Origin of the sequence: Bacteroides sp. 224, from assembly GCF_010500995.1 — a bacterium.
Classification (GTDB): Bacteria; Bacteroidota; Bacteroidia; order Bacteroidales; family Bacteroidaceae; genus Bacteroides.
The window spans coordinates 42,373-59,116 of sequence record NZ_QVMK01000026.1 but is presented as its reverse complement, the minus strand read 5'-3'; the positions used below and the strand labels follow the sequence as shown (position 1 = coordinate 59,116).

The 16,744-nt window shown below is 38.3% G+C and carries 21 protein-coding genes and 1 pseudogene; 13 read left to right on the top strand and 9 right to left on the bottom strand.

The features are described 5' to 3' along the window. The first annotated feature begins 45 nt into the window (after window positions 1-45). Window positions 46-498 carry a PH domain-containing protein gene (locus D0T60_RS12430; RefSeq protein ID WP_163218431.1) on the top strand — a complete coding sequence of 151 codons (453 nt, stop codon included), beginning with the start codon at window positions 46-48 and terminating at the stop codon, window positions 496-498. Window positions 499-612: 114 nt separating this feature from the next. After that, complete coding sequence (locus D0T60_RS12425; protein WP_163218430.1) at window positions 613-1,521, top strand: hypothetical protein; 909 nt, start codon at window positions 613-615, stop codon at window positions 1,519-1,521. A gap of 162 nt (window positions 1,522-1,683) precedes the next feature. Here the strand turns inward: D0T60_RS12425 and D0T60_RS12420 are convergent, their stop codons facing one another. From D0T60_RS12420 to D0T60_RS12395, 6 genes are read right to left on the bottom strand one after another with little or no spacing between them, the layout of a single operon-like run. Then, entirely contained in the window at window positions 1,684-1,911 is a 228-nt protein-coding gene (locus tag D0T60_RS12420) for a hypothetical protein (protein WP_163218429.1), read from the bottom strand. After that, window positions 1,908-2,087 carry a hypothetical protein gene (locus D0T60_RS12415; RefSeq protein ID WP_163218428.1) on the bottom strand — a complete coding sequence of 60 codons (180 nt, stop codon included), beginning with the start codon at window positions 2,085-2,087 and terminating at the stop codon, window positions 1,908-1,910. Before D0T60_RS12415 ends, D0T60_RS12420 begins: the two co-directional genes overlap by 4 nt. A 55-nt stretch (window positions 2,088-2,142) precedes the next feature. Continuing rightward, the gene (locus D0T60_RS12410; RefSeq protein ID WP_163218427.1) at window positions 2,143-4,131 is read right to left on the bottom strand and encodes a ParB/RepB/Spo0J family partition protein; all 1,989 of its coding nucleotides are present in this window, start codon (window positions 4,129-4,131) and stop codon (window positions 2,143-2,145) included. A 29-nt stretch (window positions 4,132-4,160) separates the two neighbouring features. Continuing rightward, window positions 4,161-4,376, bottom strand: coding sequence for a DUF3873 family protein (locus D0T60_RS12405; RefSeq protein ID WP_163218426.1), 216 nt, complete (start codon window positions 4,374-4,376; stop codon window positions 4,161-4,163). Window position 4,377: 1 nt separating this feature from the next. Next, a complete protein-coding gene (locus tag D0T60_RS12400; protein ID WP_163218425.1) occupies window positions 4,378-4,590 on the bottom strand; it encodes a hypothetical protein in 213 nt (70 codons plus the stop codon). An 11-nt stretch (window positions 4,591-4,601) separates the two neighbouring features. Beyond that, the gene (locus tag D0T60_RS12395) at window positions 4,602-4,841 is read right to left on the bottom strand and encodes a hypothetical protein (protein WP_163218424.1); all 240 of its coding nucleotides are present in this window, start codon (window positions 4,839-4,841) and stop codon (window positions 4,602-4,604) included. Window positions 4,842-5,327: 486 nt separating this feature from the next. Between D0T60_RS12395 and D0T60_RS12390 the strand changes: the two genes are divergently transcribed. Next, complete coding sequence (locus tag D0T60_RS12390) at window positions 5,328-5,606, top strand: helix-turn-helix domain-containing protein (RefSeq protein WP_163218423.1); 279 nt, start codon at window positions 5,328-5,330, stop codon at window positions 5,604-5,606. Between the two features lie 2 nt (window positions 5,607-5,608). Continuing rightward, the gene (locus tag D0T60_RS12385) at window positions 5,609-5,905 is read left to right on the top strand and encodes a helix-turn-helix domain-containing protein (protein WP_163218422.1); all 297 of its coding nucleotides are present in this window, start codon (window positions 5,609-5,611) and stop codon (window positions 5,903-5,905) included. Window positions 5,906-6,031: 126 nt separating this feature from the next. Here the strand turns inward: D0T60_RS12385 and D0T60_RS12380 are convergent, their stop codons facing one another. The 3 genes from D0T60_RS12380 to D0T60_RS12370 all read right to left on the bottom strand — a co-directional run bounded on the left by D0T60_RS12380 (window position 6,032) and on the right by D0T60_RS12370 (window position 11,021). After that, complete coding sequence (locus D0T60_RS12380; RefSeq protein ID WP_163218421.1) at window positions 6,032-8,356, bottom strand: AAA family ATPase; 2,325 nt, start codon at window positions 8,354-8,356, stop codon at window positions 6,032-6,034. Between the two features lie 226 nt (window positions 8,357-8,582). Beyond that, window positions 8,583-9,770: a site-specific integrase gene (locus D0T60_RS12375; protein ID WP_163218420.1), complete on the bottom strand. Its 1,188-nt coding sequence runs from the start codon at window positions 9,768-9,770 to the stop codon at window positions 8,583-8,585. A 21-nt stretch (window positions 9,771-9,791) separates the two neighbouring features. Then, on the bottom strand, window positions 9,792-11,021 hold the full coding sequence (locus D0T60_RS12370) for a site-specific integrase (RefSeq protein WP_163218419.1): 1,230 nt from the start codon (window positions 11,019-11,021) through the stop codon (window positions 9,792-9,794). 258 nt (window positions 11,022-11,279) lie between these two features. On the opposite strand from D0T60_RS12370, the pseudogene D0T60_RS12365 reads away from it, so the two are divergent. From D0T60_RS12365 to D0T60_RS12325, 9 genes and pseudogenes are all read left to right on the top strand, one after another. After that, a pseudogene (locus D0T60_RS12365) lies at window positions 11,280-11,702 on the top strand (tyrosine-type recombinase/integrase); the annotation flags it as partial. Window positions 11,703-11,722: 20 nt separating this feature from the next. Then, entirely contained in the window at window positions 11,723-12,619 is an 897-nt protein-coding gene (locus D0T60_RS12360; RefSeq protein ID WP_129733282.1) for a site-specific integrase, read from the top strand. Window positions 12,620-12,630: 11 nt separating this feature from the next. Continuing rightward, window positions 12,631-13,155: an ORF6N domain-containing protein gene (locus D0T60_RS12355; protein ID WP_129733283.1), complete on the top strand. Its 525-nt coding sequence runs from the start codon at window positions 12,631-12,633 to the stop codon at window positions 13,153-13,155. 6 nt (window positions 13,156-13,161) lie between these two features. Next, window positions 13,162-13,581 (top strand): virulence RhuM family protein, encoded by a 420-nt coding sequence (locus D0T60_RS12350; RefSeq protein WP_129733284.1) that lies wholly within the window; start codon window positions 13,162-13,164, stop codon window positions 13,579-13,581. 22 nt (window positions 13,582-13,603) lie between these two features. Continuing rightward, window positions 13,604-14,134, top strand: a complete 531-nt coding sequence (locus D0T60_RS12345) for a hypothetical protein (RefSeq protein WP_129733285.1) — start codon at window positions 13,604-13,606, stop codon at window positions 14,132-14,134. 507 nt (window positions 14,135-14,641) lie between these two features. Beyond that, a complete protein-coding gene (locus D0T60_RS12340; protein WP_203558333.1) occupies window positions 14,642-14,878 on the top strand; it encodes a hypothetical protein in 237 nt (78 codons plus the stop codon). Between the two features lie 19 nt (window positions 14,879-14,897). Next, window positions 14,898-15,890 (top strand): fusion protein, encoded by a 993-nt coding sequence (locus D0T60_RS12335; RefSeq protein WP_129733287.1) that lies wholly within the window; start codon window positions 14,898-14,900, stop codon window positions 15,888-15,890. Window positions 15,891-15,941: 51 nt separating this feature from the next. Beyond that, on the top strand, window positions 15,942-16,148 hold the full coding sequence (locus D0T60_RS12330; RefSeq protein ID WP_129733288.1) for a hypothetical protein: 207 nt from the start codon (window positions 15,942-15,944) through the stop codon (window positions 16,146-16,148). Window positions 16,149-16,168: 20 nt separating this feature from the next. After that, entirely contained in the window at window positions 16,169-16,729 is a 561-nt protein-coding gene (locus tag D0T60_RS12325) for a hypothetical protein (protein ID WP_129733289.1), read from the top strand. Window positions 16,730-16,744 lie beyond the last annotated feature (15 nt).

The following is a 16,744-nucleotide window of genomic DNA, read 5'->3' as shown; positions in this document are numbered from 1 at the left end:
AAATATGTATATTTACGGACGTTCTTAAATAAAAATCAGGTCATTATGAACTATATCGAATCAAACTTACAACCCGGAGAAGAGATAAAATATGTTGCAAAGCTGCATTTCTTCCTGTTCCTGCAACCGATAATATTACTGCTTATTGGTGCTTTACTTGCTTCAAGTCCTAAAGAAATATCAGCAATGACCCACTATGCAGGGCTGCTGATTTTGTTTTTCGGGATTGTGTCGCTTATACAGAGGCTACTTGTAAAAATAGGTTCGGCTTATGCCGTAACCAATAAGCGGGTGGTGCTTAAAACAGGTGTTATCAGCCGCCGTGCGGTAGATTTGGTACTGACAAAGTGCGAAGGCTTGCACATAAAGCAAAGTGTTTTAGGACGGATATTTGGTTTCGGAACGATAACGGTTACTACCGGAGGCGTTACAAGTTCATATCCGTTTATAGCTGATCCGCTGGCTTTCCGGAGGGAGATTAATACACAGATAGGATAGGTGGAAGCGCAAACTCATTGATGAATAAACGACTTTGGGTAAGTTGTTGAAAAACACTTGGCAAGCAGTTTTGCCAAGTGTTTTTTTATGAGTATTTTTGCGCAAAAAAATTTTATGAGTACAAATATTTATTGGCCTGTATATAAAAATCTCGAATCAGAGATTGTTGTATTATCATATAACATACATATTGATGACAAACAACTTGATGTTTATTCTACAAAAATTTCAGATTTGATATTAAGAGCGTCTGCTGAAATTGAATCTATTTCCAAAGAATTGTACAAGAGTAATGGAGGCTCCAAAACAACTAAAATAAAGTATGACGATGATGCCATTGCTCACTTAGATTCTTTATGGAAATTGGAACAAAAAGTTGTGATTATCAGTTCGTCAAATTGCTTTCAAACCAATAGAATACTCCAGCCATTTGTAAAAAATGAAACAAGCACTTTTCATGGTAAACAAACTTTCAGTTGGAATAATTCTTATCAGAACTTGAAACACGATAGAGGAAATTCACTACCTTTCGGAAGTGTCAAATATCTTTTTGATATAATGTCTGCTCTTTATGTGCTTAACATATATTACAAAGACGAATCCTTTGAGTTGGAAAATGATGGTAAAGCAACAAGTTTTCCAATTAACTTAGGTTCTGATTTATTTTCTATCAAACTTCATAAACACGGAGGATATGATGTGAATAAAGGTTATTTAAAGAAAGGTGATTTTGATGAATGCATATATTTCACAAAATATACTGATGAATATTATGAAAAATGGCGTAATGATATTATTGATACAAATAAGAGACTTAACGAAGCTGCTATAAAACATCCCAAATTTTTAGAGTATGTTTCAAAACACGGAGCGGATGCAGCCGTCCAAGCCTACTCGAAAAGCTTGTATGATATATTTACCAAAGAAGAATGGTTGAATATTATAAAAAGCATCCCCCATAATATTCAACTATATAAAGGTGCTCAATATGAAGCAATCCTTAATAAAGATAATGTTCATTAATTCAAGAGAAATCGTGCTGAAAATATAATAAGGCACGATTATGTACGGCTTTTTGCTTCTTTTTCTCCCGCATAAAGCCCTGCTAATGGCTCATGGAAAAAGAAGTCCGGGCAAAGTTTCCCCTGCCCGGATATAAATTCTTAAAATCGTTTTCAAAGGCATTTATAGCCCGTTTTCAACCATATACCGCAGCCTCCCAGCGACCCACTCAATAGAGGGTTTTCGTGGATAATGAAACGTCCTGCGGGCGATATTCTCAATAATAACAACCTCCTGTCGGAGTTGCACCGAATTACATTGCGGGTCTATCTCGTGCAAAAGTTCCTCCAGTTCGTAATAATCCTGCTGTGTGAGAATAATAGGATTGCCGATATATGGGTCTATCCTCATACCTCGCCGAATTTATCAATTTCACATTCAAATATTTCTACCTCTGCATCATAGGTATATAAGCCGTTTTCTTTGGCGTGGTCTATCGCTTTAGCCTCGGAAGTGAACACACCGAAAAATACACGGCTTGCCCTTGTCCTGTGAATATCCGTTTGGAATAATATAAATACCGTCATTTTGATAATGTTTTTAAGGAGTGGGATTTCTCCCGCTCCTTGTTGAACTTCAAATTTATACCGCTATTGCCTCCACTTTAGGTTGCGCTTTGGGTACTCCGACAATCAGCACCTTATCCGCTTGCGGTGTCGGTATTGGTGTTGGTTTCGCCTCTTTCTTTTCGGATTGGGTCGCTTTGGACTGTTCCTTGCCTTTCGGCTTGGTGGTTTCCGACTTCGGGGCGGTGGCGTTCACTTCCTTTTTGATGGCTTTTTCGGCTGTTTTAGAGGTTTTCTCCGTCTTGGTGGTCTGCTCTGCCTTTTTTGCTTTGGCATCGGCTTTCGCTTTCTTTTCAGCCTCTTTCAGCCCTGCGATACGTTCGTCCAATCGGGCGTTTTTCTTGCCGTATTCCTCTTTGTGAGTGCTTACAATTTCTTCCGTCTTTTCGGGCAGATGTTGTTTTGAGAACGCTAATAACATACCTCCTTTTTCATCGCCTACGGTTCTTGTGCCGTCCGTAAGGTGGCTATACAGATAATCACGGCGTACAATGGTTTTCTGTTCTTCGGTCAGCAAAGATGCGATATTGAGTTTCTTCTCGTCCGTCAGATAGCCGTAATAGTCGTTTTCTTTCAGTCCTACGGCTTTGTAGTTATGACGGCGTAACTTGGTAAGCATAAAGAAATACATTGCCGTTTCTTCATCGGCGGTAAATGCCGACTGTGGTATCTGTTCTGTGCGCAAAAGTTCCTTTAAGCCCTCGGCGGTCTTTTCGTCCGCCAGTTCGTTATTCCGCTTTTTCTTGGCTGTAAGGTCGGAGATTAACTGCTCGTTGCTCTTGGTGTCTTTGGTGGCAACCTCTTTGTAGTACATTCTTACATTACTATCGCCGATTTTAGCATACACACGGATTTTGCCCTGCTCTTTCAGTTCTTCAAGGTGTGCCGTGTGCTTGGTGTACTTTTCCTGCTCCTTGCCGTATTTCTCCTGTGCCTTGTCGTAATCTTCGGGCTTTTTGTACTCGGAGGCTTGCGGTGCTGTCGGTGCTGTGGGATATGAGTTAAGGTTATACGTTTGCACGTTCTTAAACTCATAACCGCCCTTTTTGATTATTTGGGTAGCCTCGTTGTCGTGGCTGTACTGTTCGCCGACAAAAACGAGTTTCGGGTCGGCAAGGGCTACGGCTTGCGCCTGTTCTACAAGGTATGCCGTTTGCTTGTCCGACAAACATTTTTTGTTGGTACACTTGCCACAACCGCCATTCTCGGCGAACAGGTCGAAATTACTTGAATTGTGAATACATTTAAGGCACTTGGATTTATCGAAACTATAATTATCGAGGTTGTTCGTATAGCAGTTCCGTATCTTGCCCTCCAACGCATTAGCAGAGATATTACACCATTCGCCTGCGCCGTCCTTGCCTAATCGGTCGTTCAAAATATCCTCCTGTATCTTCTTGTCGTACTTGCTAATGACTATCCCTGCCGATGCTGTCAGTTTGCCCTCTTTTACAAGGTTGGCAATACCTTTAATGAGGTCGCAAAGTTTCAGCGTTTGATAGATATGCCTTTCGCTTTTACCATATGCTACGGCGAGGCTTGCAATATTGTACCACTTTGTGTCTATAAGGCGTTTGTAAGCCTCTGCCGCCTCCATTGGTGGCACGTCCTCACGCTGTAAGTTCTCGGAGATTGAAAGGTCATACGCCTGTTCGTCTGTTACTTCCCGAACGATGCAGGGGATTTCTGAAAGTTTGAGCATACGGCACGCCCTAAAACGGCGTTCCCCGCAAATGATTTCGTAATGTTCGCCTTTCTCGCCCTTGCGCCGTACTGTAATGGGCTGTATCAGTCCATGAACGGAGATACTTTGCGCCAACTCTTTGAGCGCATCGGCGTCAAAGGTTTTTCGAGCGTTGTAATTGCTTGGCTCTATGAGGTCGGATGCGATGTTTACGGCTTTGCGCTGTCCGTTGTCGGGAGTGCGTACCACTACTGCGGTTACTACTTCGTTTGCTTTCTCTGCTACTGCTACGGCTGTGCCGTTGTTTTTAATTGCTGTCATAACTGTAATTTTTGAATGATTATTAATTGTTATTTGCTTTTTGCTATTTTTTGATTTAACCACTTATCCCGCCTTTCTCGGCACTCCGTAAGGGTCGGCATCACTACGCTAAAAAGTTCTCCGTCCGTATCCCGGTAATCGTATTGGTAGAGCCATTTCCCGCGAAAATCCTTGTAACGCTCGTGATTTTCTTCTCCTGCTGGGCATACTGATACTCCATGCAGGTTCATTTTAGGCTGTGTCATATTACTGTCTGTTTTTAGGGTTATTGGCACAAATGGGGCATATAACAAGGATTTCCAAAATGTCGTTATCCTCTTTGTCGGTTACATCGAAACTGCATCTTACGCTGTCGCATCCGCATTTTCGGGGGGTATGCTCAAATGAAAAACTGTTATTCGGATAATTGTTTGCATACTCGTTTAACGAGCCTAACGAGTTGAAATACTTTGGTTTCATGTCTTTATGTTTTAGAAAATTAATACTATCAAAAGGAGGATAAAGCCCACGATAACGATAAGGGAAATAAGACAGGACAAAACGCCTTTAATGATTGCCCACGCTAAATAAATCCCTGCGACAACCGCCACGAACGACCACCCCCAGAGGGCAAAACCCGCCACCGCAAAAGCTATTTTCAAAACCCAACCTATGCTGATTGGAAGGTTTGAGAATCGTTGTTTCCTGTTTTTTTCTGCTGTTCGTATCATAATTCTGACTTTTTTTTAGAACGCTATGCCGTATCGGAGCCGGTTATGAGTGATCGAGTTTCAGGGGCAGAGAAAGGTAGTGTTTAGCCGATGCAAGTTTTTCGAGAATAAATACGCTCGCCGGAACGGAAAGAGGAAGATTTTTCACGAAACCGCTCTGCGGCTTGAACTTGCTTCGGCGTGAGGAACACGGAAATACTTTCGCGCATGAAATCGAACACTTCATCGGCTAAGTCGGCATTCCGCTAAAAGAGGAAGAAGTTATAAGATACGGGCAGTAGAAAAAATCACCTTTACCCCCGGATAGTCTGAACAGGGAGTACAAAAAAGGGGCATATTTTGACCGCCGCCGGAATCTGTTTGCACTTTAGGTATAGACAAGTGCAGACGAAAGCTACCAGCCCATAAGGGATTGGTATGTATTGTTTTTTAATGACTTACCTTTGTTATCCCGTAATCATAGTATTAACGAAAAAGGTAAATATTATGGAGATAATAAATATAGAAGCCCGCACTTTCGAGGCAATGCTTGGGCGTTTTGAATCGTTTGTTCAGAAAGCCGAAAAACTGATTGAAAGGAACAAAAGCAAAGAACTTGACGGTTGGCTGGATAATCAGGATGTTTGTCTTATTCTGAATGTCAATCCCAATACATTACAGTATTTGCGAGATAAAAGGAAACTGGCTTATACGAAGTTTAATCGAAAGATGTACTATAAGCCCGAAGATGTGGAGCGGTTTATCAACAATCTGAAATCGGAGTAGATATGAGTACAGAGCTTGTAACAAAAGATAATGAGCGGATAAAATCTTTATTCTGTTCGCTCGATAGATTGTTAGACAGGATCGAAACCGTAATGACAGGGTATGAGCCGTCTTTGAGCGGAGAACGGTTTTTGACCGTTGCACAGGTATCGGAAAGGTTGAAAATCAGCCGGAGGGCATTACAGGAATACCGAACCAAAGGCAAAATCCCTTACCTTCAACTGGGTGGTAAAACCTTATACCGGGAGTCGGATATTCAAAAGTTGTTGGAACAGAACTATCGTGAGGCATGGGAGTAATTTATTGTCAGTTCGCTTTGCCTATCAATATTAAGCCCCAAAATCGTTTTGATTCCGGGGCTTAATATTGAATGACCTTACACTGCCTTTCTGCGTTCCACCTACCTTTCTATATTGGAATTGCTGTTATTTTTTCTCATTTATCCATTTGTCTATAAACTCATTAACCTTCAATATGTAATCAAGGGCATCTTGTTCGCTATTTGTTTGCCCTGAATGGCTTGCCAAGTTTCTTATTTCACGTATGTCATCAATTAAGTTTATTTTTAAGTCTGCTGGTGCCTTAAATCTGTTTGCTAATTCGATTGGGAGTTGTGCATATTCGCTGGCATTGCACTGAGGTAATGTTGTTGAGCCATTCTTAAATTTCTCTAAAGAACCTTGCATTACCCCTAACATCCATTTTTTTGAATTATCAATACTTAGGAATATTTCTTTTAACTCGTTTTCAACGGCACGTCCATATTGTATTATAACTGGGGCAAAATCGCTGCTTGTGTCGATGTTTTTTAACAGAAATTGCCCTGATATTAAATATTTTACACTAATTGGTGAAAGTTTAGAGGTGTCAAAGCGTTGAGTTATTATTTGTTGATAAACACTTATGTCAAGTTTGTTTGTATAGTCATCAATTTTTTGTTCTAATTCGGATAGCTTATTTTCATTCTCTTCTTTTGTCCTTTTTAGTTCTTCAAAATCGTGCAAAAACTTATCTCTTTGAATATTCAACAAACTTAATTCAAGAGTATCATTTTCGTCAAAAAAACCTCCATCAAAAATTCGATAATCAATGCTACCGTCTGGTTGAATATTAATGTTGGAGATCTGTTTTTTATCTTGACTTACATCTTCTGGATGCCTTACATAGAATATTTTAATTTTCTCTCCGCTTATCTTATTATTTGCCACTAAGGTTTGAAGCTTTCTTATTATATACTCACTATGAGTTTCAATTACAAACTGAATATTAAATTGATTGTTTGCCTCAACAAACATTTCTGCTAATAAAGATTGCCACTTGGGATGAAGATTTGTTTCAGGTTCTTCAACCAGCAACATACTTGGAATATAGATATCATGCATATATTCTCCTTCATCATCATAATCCTCAACCGTTCTTCTGTTTTTTTCTGCTAATACACTAATTTGAATCAGAATTAATATAAGTTGTTTTATGCCATATCCAAAATCAACTAAGTCTCGTTCTATATTATTTAAAGTAGTAACAGAGACGGTGAGGAGCTGATGCTTTTGTGTGTAATTAACATTAATCCTATTCCCTATTCTAAAAGCTTTTAGGTATTTATCAATGAAACTTGAATATTGAAATTCTTTCGAATTATAATCTTTCAATAATTTAATAAATGGGGAGATGTTTTTGGCAATATAAATCCGTGAATTTTCTTCTCTTATGGTTGATAAATAGCTTATCGAATTAATTCTTTGAATTAATTTCTTCCAACTAACGTCAAAACAACTCTCAAGAACTGAAAATTTGTCATCAACATTTTTAGAACTATTCCAATTTAATTTTTCTTTCAAAATTTTCAAAGCATTATGATAGACCAGATCCTCTATCTCTGGACGTGAAAAAAAATAATCTTCTGCTTCTAAATCTCTTTCTCCAATATGTTCTTTACCACTAATTGAATCTTTCTTATCAATCTCATTTTTTATAAAATCATCCCATATATCAATATCAAGTTCACCCTTGAAAGAATTTATGAACTCCGAAAGGATTAACCAGCTATTTTCAAGATGCTTATCCGCGCTTTCAAGCCACATCCTTTTGTTCTTGCTTTCTAAATATAGTTTATAAACTCCCAATATTTCTTCTAAATACTTTTTAAGGTTATCCAATTTAATATTCCAGTCTATATATCCAACCAATGGATTTTCAGTGGGCGGAAAAAGGAAATAGGATGAAAAAATATCTATTTTCTCTTTATCTTGTTTTGTTTTCTTTTTTTTATATTCTTCTTGTTCGTTTTTGAATTTCTCGTTATAAGCTTCTTTTTCTAAATCCGTAGCTTCTCGATATTTAAAAGAGAAAATTTTCGAATTATCCTTTTTATCAATAATCTCAATCTCTCTTAATTTTGCATGGTATGAATTTTTGGAAGAAGGCACTACAAATTTTAGAGAAATATAAAAGCTTTTTATTCCTAAGAAGAGAAAAGGCAAATAAATAGCAACTTCCCTATTTTTCTTATTAAATAATACATTATCAAAGTCTCCTAATAAATGCTCCTGCGCTGTTAAATCTAAATCAAAAGGAGTGTCATTTCCTTGCATGCTATCTTTAAGCATCTGGAGAAACTTAATAATTGAACTCTTTCCGGCATTGTTTGCTCCCGTAAGGACACTTATTGGGGCGATCTCCTCCAAAAATCCCTTTTCATCATCAAATATCCTGAAATTCTTTATTCCAATAATGTCAATTGGTTTCATAAATAGATTATTTTTTATTTATTAAATAACACGCAGAACCTAAATATTATCTCAATAAGTCCTTAGCGTCCACAAAAGTACCAAATACTTGCGAATCAGTCGCATTTCTATCTTAGAACCTTTGTCCTCTCTTAAAAAAGGACTACTGTAAGGTGTGGGATAACATGTTGTCATATTATTTTAAGCCCCGAAATCATTTGATTCCGGGGCTTAATGTTGAATGACCTCACATTGCTTTTCGCCGTTCCATCAGCTTATCCATATCCTCGGAAATTTTCTGGTCTGTTACTTTCGCATAAACTTGTGTTGTAGAAATATTGGTATGTCCCATCATCTTGCTGATACTTTCTATGGGAATACCCTCTGAAAGCAAGAGCGTTCCGAATGTGTGGCGGCTTTGATGATAGCTCATATTGCCCTTTACACCAGCAAGGAATCCGATTTCAGTAATGCAATACCATATCTGGTCGCGGTTAGGCAATGGGAACACAGGCTTCGTATCGTCTTCCGTATTGTAGAGCGACAGGATTTGTTCGGCAACCGGATGTAAGGGAATGTAGGCTTCAACCTGTGTCTTTTTTCGATGGATTCTGATAAAAGGCTTACCCTCTGCCGTTCGTCCGATATGGCGGGGGTACAATCCTTTCAAATCGACATAAGCAAGTGCCGTAAACGCAGAAAAGATAAAGGCTCGGCGAATCAACTCTTGAAACGTATTTGGCATCGGCTTTTCCATAATCAGCTTCAATTCATTTCTGCTTATGTGCTGTAATTTGGGCGGTTCTTTCTTTTCATACTTCACATCAGCAATCGGATTAAACCGGAGAATCTCTTGGTCAACGGCAATGTAAATCAATCGGTTCAGCCATGTAAAACAATGGTTGATATGTCCCGACTTATATTCTTTGCCTTTTAGAAACAGTTTATAGCCTTCGCCGAACTCTTCGGTAATATCAGTAAAAGCAATATCTTTCATTTTCAAGGAAAGAAGATATTCCCGTAAGTTATTTTGAGAAATCTTAGACTGGCGGTAGGTAGAGGTAGAGTTTATTTCCAATGAACGTACCCTTAGCCGTTCACGTTCCGCCTCGCCCGCCAATAATAGCATAGTGGGGACAGTATGTATTTCGAGAATCGCATTTTTAAGTAAGTCCACACTGACAACACCATATTTTTTTAGCGTGTTCTCATAAGCCTGTTCAATGCGCTGACGAAATGCTTTCAGTTGGTGGTTGGCTTTTTCGTCTTTGACTTCTCCCTTTTTACTTTTCCAATCGTTAGGGTTACAAAAAATACCTGTTGTAATTACGGTTTGTTCGCCATCAACAGTAATACGGCAAAATATGGCGGTTGTACCGTCTTTTTTCACTTTACCCCGGTTTATGTAGAATAATATTTTAAATGTAGATCGCATGATTGTAATGTTTATTGATTGTTATAGAACTAATTTTAAATCTTTGGTTGCCTCGATGTATTTGTCCATATCCTCAAAGAGTTTTTTCGGGGTAACACGGGCGTAAATCTGTGTGGTCTTTATATCCGAATGACCAAGCATCTTGGAAACGGTTTCTATGGGAACACCGCCTTCAAGCGTAATCAGGCTGGAAAACGAGTGTCGCCCCATATGATAGGTCAATGCCCCTGTCATTCCGATTAGCTGGCGTATGCTTTGGAGATTCCATTTCAGGGCGTTATATTCCATTTTAGGGAATAAGGTTTCTCTTGATGGATTCTTATACTTTTCGATTAACCCGATGGCTTCGGGAAGCAGCTTCACCCGGCACAGCTTGCCGTTCTTGCCACGTTGATATTTGAGCCATAAATCGCCCGCATCGTCTTTAGACAGGTTATCGTTGGTTATAGATACTACATCGACATAGGCAGTCCCGGTATAGCACGCAAAAAGGAACATATCACGGGTGGTAATATGCGACCATCGGTGTTCTTCAAACTGTAAATCCCGTATCTTTTCAAATTCTTCACGGCTTAGGGTACGAGGTGGATTAACTTTTTGCTTTAGCAAAGGATAGTTTACAAAGTAATGCCTATCGGAATGCCCCACCTTGAAGGCAATCCGGCAGATTTTCTTTAATATCGCCAAATAGTGGCGCACAGTTTCTACACCTAAATTTCTTTCAAGAATGAGATAATCCTGAAACTCCCGGATAAACTGTTCGTTTAGCTGGCTGAATGCAAGGTCTTTGACGTTGTAGTTTTTGCTGACAAACTCGCCTAATCTTCTCCGGGTGTAGAGATAATTAGGGACTGTACGGTGGGAAACATCTATTCCGACACGCGCCCTTACCTCTTCAATATGGCGGTCAAAGAGCCGGAACAGTGTCATCTGTGTAGCTATGCCACCTTGAAACTGGTTCTTTACATCTGTGGCATCGAACGGTATATTTCGTTCGGTTAGAATGCTGTAAGCCTCGTTGATACTAAGCAGTAGCTTATCTATCTTCTCGTTAATTTCGACTGCTTCCTGACTTTTTCCGTTCAAACGGCTGGCTCGCGGATTCCAAAGCGAGAGAGTGCAGGAGAGTTTGCTACTGAACTGTGCAACGGTATCGCCGACAGTTATTCTTCCCATAATCGGGGTCTTTCTTGACTTGTCAAGAACACTCTTTTTCAGGTAGAGTAATACCTTAAATTTTTCATCTTTCATACGCTTATATTTTGTGGGTAAAGTTACCCGTTTTATAAGCGCTCTTAATCATGTAAAATGCAGCATATCAGCGCAAAAGAATAATTCCAATTACCTGTTTTCTCTTGGAAACAGACAGGCTAACGATTTGGTAACTGAAATGTAGCACAAATCTGCTTCAAGATAAACATTTCAAATAGCTTTAGAATAATGCAAGCCTGTTCATTTCAAATATATTACCTGCCGAACTACTTCAATCTGCTTTAGTATAATTCACTGCTTTTTATACATGTTAGAAGACACACTTTCGCCACTCTTACGCTTACAAAAGGAGTTTCCATTGAAAGTGTATCAAAAATGTTAGGTCATACAAACATAAAAACTACCCAAATTTATGCAAGAATTACCGATGTTAAGGTAAGCAACGATATGGCTTCTTTTGCTGAAAAACTTGAAGAAAGGCGAATCAAATCTAAATCTAATTTAGATAAACTTTTTGAATGCCTTTCATTGCATGAAAAAATGGCTTTATTTAATCTTCCCGGCACTCTGTCTGATGATCCCGAAAGATTAAAGCGTATATCTGTCATGTGGCATAGCCTTTCAGAAGAAGAAAAATTATCTCTCTGGTCTAATACTTTTGAAAATGAAGGCAATCTCACTTTTAAATCGGAAAAAGCCAATACTCAATTAGCTGTTTAACCCACTAATTTTTAATAGTAATGAAAAAAAATGAATATTCAACAGTAATAGCTCTGTTCGACGAGTATAATAAGAATGTATATAAGGTTAAAGCCTTATCTACCTACCTGAAATATGAAGCGGTGAGAAACTATATCGCTGATTACATTAAACAACGATATGGGAAAGTTGATTACTTGCTGTCCGAAATCGACGTCAATTTCATAATAGGTTTTGAAAATTACCTGATGAAGTTTCGCAAATATAACGTAAACACAGCCGCCAAGAAAATAGAATTATTCCGTCGTATTGTAAATATAGCCTGTGAAAAACAGGCTATATCCAACAACCCTTTTAGCCATTACCGGATTAAAAGGCAAGAGGTAGTTCGTGCCTTCCTTTCGGAAAAGGAGTTACAGTCTATTTTGAGCAAAAAGTTTTCGACTAAAAGACTTGAACAAGTAAGGGATGTATTTATCTTTTCCTGTTTTACAGGTCTGAATTATTCAGACTTATCAATGCTAACAACCGAAAATTTTGAAACAGATAAAGACGGTAATCCTATTATCAAAATTATGCGGAGCATGACATATACACCTGTTATAATCCCTTTGCTTTCAGTTCCGCAGAAAATTTTGAATAAGTACAGTCAAAATTTACCGATAGCAAGTAATCAAAAGATGAATGATTATTTGAAAGAAATCGGTGATATTTGCGGTATTGGTAAAAATCTCACTTTCAGGGTTGCAAGAAACACATTTGCGACTACTATTACCTATATGAATGGGGTACCCATTGAAACAATATCCCGAATGTTAGGACATACCAATATAAATACAACCCAAACATTGGTACGAATGGATAACGGAAAGATTGGGCGGGATATGTTGAAATTATCAGAACACCTTACAGGTATGGATACTGCATTAAACCTCTAAAAATATTTATCATGGAATTACAAATTATTCAAAGCAAGATTTATGAAATCCGAGGTATGCGAGTTATGTTGGATTACGATTTGGCTGAATTATATCAGGTTGAAACCAAAAATCTGAAACGTTCTGTTCGTCGGAACATAGACCGTTTTCCTCCGGATTTTATGATTGAACTCTCAAAGGAAGAGTACGATTTTTTAAGGTGCAATTTTGGCACCTTAGAAAATCAAGGACAAGGGCAACACGTAAAATACTTACCTTTTGCATTTACTGAACAGGGTATAGCCCAACTGTCAAGCGTTCTTAACAGCACGTTGGCCATTCAGGTTAATATATCTATTATCAGAGCTTTTGTCGCTTTACGACAATATGCACTGGGTTATGCGGAATTAAATCGTAAATTGGAGGAATTTATGGTGGAAACAAATATGCAGTTTAGTGATATTTACCAAGCTCTTACCGAACTTGCATCACAAAAGGAACTGGAAAATAAACCCCGTAAGCGTATTGGTTATAATGTTCAACAGGATGAAGAATAATATATTATGGAACGAGGATATATAAATATTAAAGAAAATAGTGAAAATCAACTGATTGTTGAAGCAAAACTTGTAAATTGCACCCTGTGGGTAACGAAACATCAAATTGCCGACTTATTTAATGTATTTGTCAATACGATTGGTAACAATCTACGGAGTATATTCAAATCCGGCTTGCTCCGTGAAGAAGATGTTACCCGAATACATAAATTTGAGAGCAACGGGCACCCATGCGAAACGGTACTGTATAATCTGGAAGCACTGATATTTGTCAGCTACCGTGTAGCATCTTTTGAAGCAAAAGCATTTCGGGAATGGGTAATGAAAGCATTAACCGAATATACCCGGACTGATAATAAAAAATCAACAGAAGTTCTGATAGTATATAACCTACACTCAAAACTTCCGGCTATTTCGATGAATTAATAAACGTTTAATACATTTAGATATGAAACACGTATTTTATTTACTTATCGCTGTTTTTATGGTTTCCTGCGGTTCAAACTCATCAACGAGTAATTACGAAAAAACCATTACTGATAACCTGTTAAAAGGGAGCGACACAAAAGAAAATCTCAACTTCAAAATTATTGAGATTAGCGAAACCGGCAACGTTACGGTTGCCGACAGTATCGCCTATCTTACTGATGAATTTCAGAAAAATAATCAACCTAACATCAGTAAGATTGAGCTGGCTAAAAAAATGAGTGAAGATCTACTGGCAAGAGAAAAAAATCAAGCTAAAATTGATAAATACAATGCTGATATTGCACGGATGAGCAATACTATTGATTCTCTAAAAAATCTTACTCCGGATAATCTTAACGGATATGACAGTAAGAATCCGAATGATGTTCTTGCCGTAATTGTTAGATGCAAATACTCAATCGCTCCGGGTGGAACAGCCGTTGAAGAAACATTTGATTTCTACTTATCTCCTGACGGCAGCAAATGCTACGGAAAAACCAGAGCAAAATAAAAATACATATCACAATCCAAATGGAGCCTGTATCGTAAAAATCGGTACAGGCTTTTTTTGTATATAGCTTTCCTTTCTGTGAGGAAAGTTCTGCGTTTTATTATGATAAACGCAAAGCAGACAACCAAATTTCCTTTTTTCTGTACTTCCCTCGGTATAATTTCTTCCTCATTTAGTTATGACCATAAAAAAGGAGGGGTTCGGAGTGAACGAGTATCAGGCGCGAATTTATTTCATGTTTATTGGCTGCACAAGATCAGACGTGTTTTTAAAAAAATCTTCCTCGATTCAAAATCTCTTTTGTAATAGATTTTAAGAAATTATCCGGGCAATAATTATAGCCTCTTTTCTTAAAGAAATGTATCTGCACCCCAATCAGGTACAGGAAAGCGAGTGTATTTTTTTGAAAAATCTTGATGCTGCCAAAAAGCACTGCGTGAGTAAGGCACCTGAAACTCGATCACACCTCACCCTCTCCATACTGGCATAAAAAAAAAGTCAGAAATTATGAGAAGTACAGAAAAAAATAGGAAACAACGACCGACAGCCTACCATCCAATTAGCATAAAATTGGTTTTAAAAATCGTTTTGGCGGTTTTGGGCTTCTGTGTGTGGGGAACAGGGTTTATTTGGGCTTTAGTGGGCTTGTATCTCTTTCTTCCTGTTATACGGGGTATCCTCTCCTTTTTCGTGGGTATGGGTGCTATAATCCTCTTTATTCTCGCAATGCTGACCTTTTTATAATCCCTTAAAATTTAGAGTTATGAGCAAAGTATTTTTATTAGGAGCAAACAAGGAAATTGACAAGGCTATACAGGTTGTTCAAGTCAATCAGGTTATCCAAATGGAGGGTTATAGCTATGACAGATATGTAGTCTATGACATCGTTAAAAATAACTGGGGTATCACTTACAAGCTGATTAACCTACGGAAAAAAGTTTTTCAGACAGCAGACATAATCAGACCATTAAGCGAAAAATTCGGTATCGGTTATTATTACGACAGCGAAAATCCTGAATTTATGGATGGTTTTGAAGTGGCGTTACTTCTTCAGGAAGCGAAAGACATAGTTAAAGCGGAAACAGACGAAGCCGAAAAAGAGAAGATAAGAGTAGAAGAAGTTAAGGTAATAGGGCGTAAACGTTTTGCCGAGATATTTCCCGAAGATGCGCAAGCGGTAATCGTGGCACGTCTGAAACAAAACGAAAGCGATAGTCAAACCGACTATTACGGAAGTAGCACACAACGCACCGTCATTTTAGGCTTTTCCAAACATAAAAGGGATATTTTTTCCGAAATGCGTAAATACGCATCAAACTTCGAGGAAACCGCCTATTTAGCCGAGTTTAACGAGGATTACGAAAATAGGGAAAAATACTCTATGGGTGCAGGGTATTATTTAGGAGAATATAGGCATAGCGGTTGGATAATTAAAAAAGTGCCAGTATATAACCGTGAACGCACTATTGAAGATTTTGCATACACAGCAGGAAGCGAAGATAATATACATATCAGTAAGTCCAACACAACGCCACCAACCAACCAGACAGGGGAAAGTAAATGCGGTTGTACAATGGTTGAGTATTCAGCCAAAGCAGTAGCGGTATTCGGGGAAACCAAAGCAATTAAAGACGAACTAAGAGCAATGGGAGGACGCTTCAACAGTCGATTAACCTTTAATGGGAAAAAAATTAAAGGATGGATTTTCCCGAAATCACAAGAGCAAAGGTTAGCCTATTATTTCGGATTGGATTAAACAATGTAGAACACAGGGCAGAGCCTATCTGCCCTACTAAAAACAATCACCATGAGAGTAGATATAGATATGAAATTCATCCACAGGTATAATAAAAACCTATCCTGTATAATTCTCGCAGAAACTGCAAAAGGGTGGAAAGTCAGCCAAACGGAAACCTTTGCCAACCCAAGAAAGAAGCCAAAAGTAACCGTCCAATTCTATCATGCAATTTGGTTTGATGACCAAAAAGGAGAATGGGACGCAGTAAATAATTAACAATCAAAAAACAATATATCATGTATTACGGATTAAAGAACCCCAATAGAAAACAAGAGTTCATTAATAGAATGAACCAACAAATTAAAGTAAATGAGAACCTTATAAAAGGTTTGGAAACGTGTGAGCCGTTTATCAGAGCCTTTAATGGCAAGGTAGCCAATTCAAAGCTAATTAAAGCCATATACACCGCAGAGAACCCGAACAACCTTTCTTACAGCATCACCGAAAAAAGAGGATGTAAAGGCATTGCAATCGGTATATCTGACAATAATCACAGAATGTATGCAAGTGTGGAGGGCAAAACATGGAATTATCTGACATCATACAACTGCGTTTTTCTCCTGCCAACAACCAAGCCTGATGAAAATTCACAAGACAGGATAAATGCGGATGAAGCAATCAAGCAAATTGAAATAGAAAAAGAATACCTCACAATTCTAATACAAGAATGTAAAGCCGATTTACAGATGTATGATGAAGAAATAACCGCATGGGAAGAACTTGAAAGGCAGATTGAAGCCTATGAACAAAAGTTCTCACCCAATCTGCGAGGAACTATAACAATGAGTGCAAGATAAAAGAAGTCAAACACG

Coding starts and splice junctions, on each gene's coding strand:
- D0T60_RS12430 (WP_163218431.1), top strand. CDS start 46: ATGAACTATATCGAATCAAACTTACAACCCGGAGAAGAGATAAAATAT.
- D0T60_RS12425 (WP_163218430.1), top strand. CDS start 613: ATGAGTACAAATATTTATTGGCCTGTATATAAAAATCTCGAATCAGAG.
- D0T60_RS12420 (WP_163218429.1), bottom strand. CDS start 1,911: ATGAGGATAGACCCATATATCGGCAATCCTATTATTCTCACACAGCAG.
- D0T60_RS12415 (WP_163218428.1), bottom strand. CDS start 2,087: ATGACGGTATTTATATTATTCCAAACGGATATTCACAGGACAAGGGCA.
- D0T60_RS12410 (WP_163218427.1), bottom strand. CDS start 4,131: ATGACAGCAATTAAAAACAACGGCACAGCCGTAGCAGTAGCAGAGAAA.
- D0T60_RS12405 (WP_163218426.1), bottom strand. CDS start 4,376: ATGACACAGCCTAAAATGAACCTGCATGGAGTATCAGTATGCCCAGCA.
- D0T60_RS12400 (WP_163218425.1), bottom strand. CDS start 4,590: ATGAAACCAAAGTATTTCAACTCGTTAGGCTCGTTAAACGAGTATGCA.
- D0T60_RS12395 (WP_163218424.1), bottom strand. CDS start 4,841: ATGATACGAACAGCAGAAAAAAACAGGAAACAACGATTCTCAAACCTT.
- D0T60_RS12390 (WP_163218423.1), top strand. CDS start 5,328: ATGGAGATAATAAATATAGAAGCCCGCACTTTCGAGGCAATGCTTGGG.
- D0T60_RS12385 (WP_163218422.1), top strand. CDS start 5,609: ATGAGTACAGAGCTTGTAACAAAAGATAATGAGCGGATAAAATCTTTA.
- D0T60_RS12380 (WP_163218421.1), bottom strand. CDS start 8,356: ATGAAACCAATTGACATTATTGGAATAAAGAATTTCAGGATATTTGAT.
- D0T60_RS12375 (WP_163218420.1), bottom strand. CDS start 9,770: ATGCGATCTACATTTAAAATATTATTCTACATAAACCGGGGTAAAGTG.
- D0T60_RS12370 (WP_163218419.1), bottom strand. CDS start 11,021: ATGAAAGATGAAAAATTTAAGGTATTACTCTACCTGAAAAAGAGTGTT.
- D0T60_RS12360 (WP_129733282.1), top strand. CDS start 11,723: ATGAAAAAAAATGAATATTCAACAGTAATAGCTCTGTTCGACGAGTAT.
- D0T60_RS12355 (WP_129733283.1), top strand. CDS start 12,631: ATGGAATTACAAATTATTCAAAGCAAGATTTATGAAATCCGAGGTATG.
- D0T60_RS12350 (WP_129733284.1), top strand. CDS start 13,162: ATGGAACGAGGATATATAAATATTAAAGAAAATAGTGAAAATCAACTG.
- D0T60_RS12345 (WP_129733285.1), top strand. CDS start 13,604: ATGAAACACGTATTTTATTTACTTATCGCTGTTTTTATGGTTTCCTGC.
- D0T60_RS12340 (WP_203558333.1), top strand. CDS start 14,642: ATGAGAAGTACAGAAAAAAATAGGAAACAACGACCGACAGCCTACCAT.
- D0T60_RS12335 (WP_129733287.1), top strand. CDS start 14,898: ATGAGCAAAGTATTTTTATTAGGAGCAAACAAGGAAATTGACAAGGCT.
- D0T60_RS12330 (WP_129733288.1), top strand. CDS start 15,942: ATGAGAGTAGATATAGATATGAAATTCATCCACAGGTATAATAAAAAC.
- D0T60_RS12325 (WP_129733289.1), top strand. CDS start 16,169: ATGTATTACGGATTAAAGAACCCCAATAGAAAACAAGAGTTCATTAAT.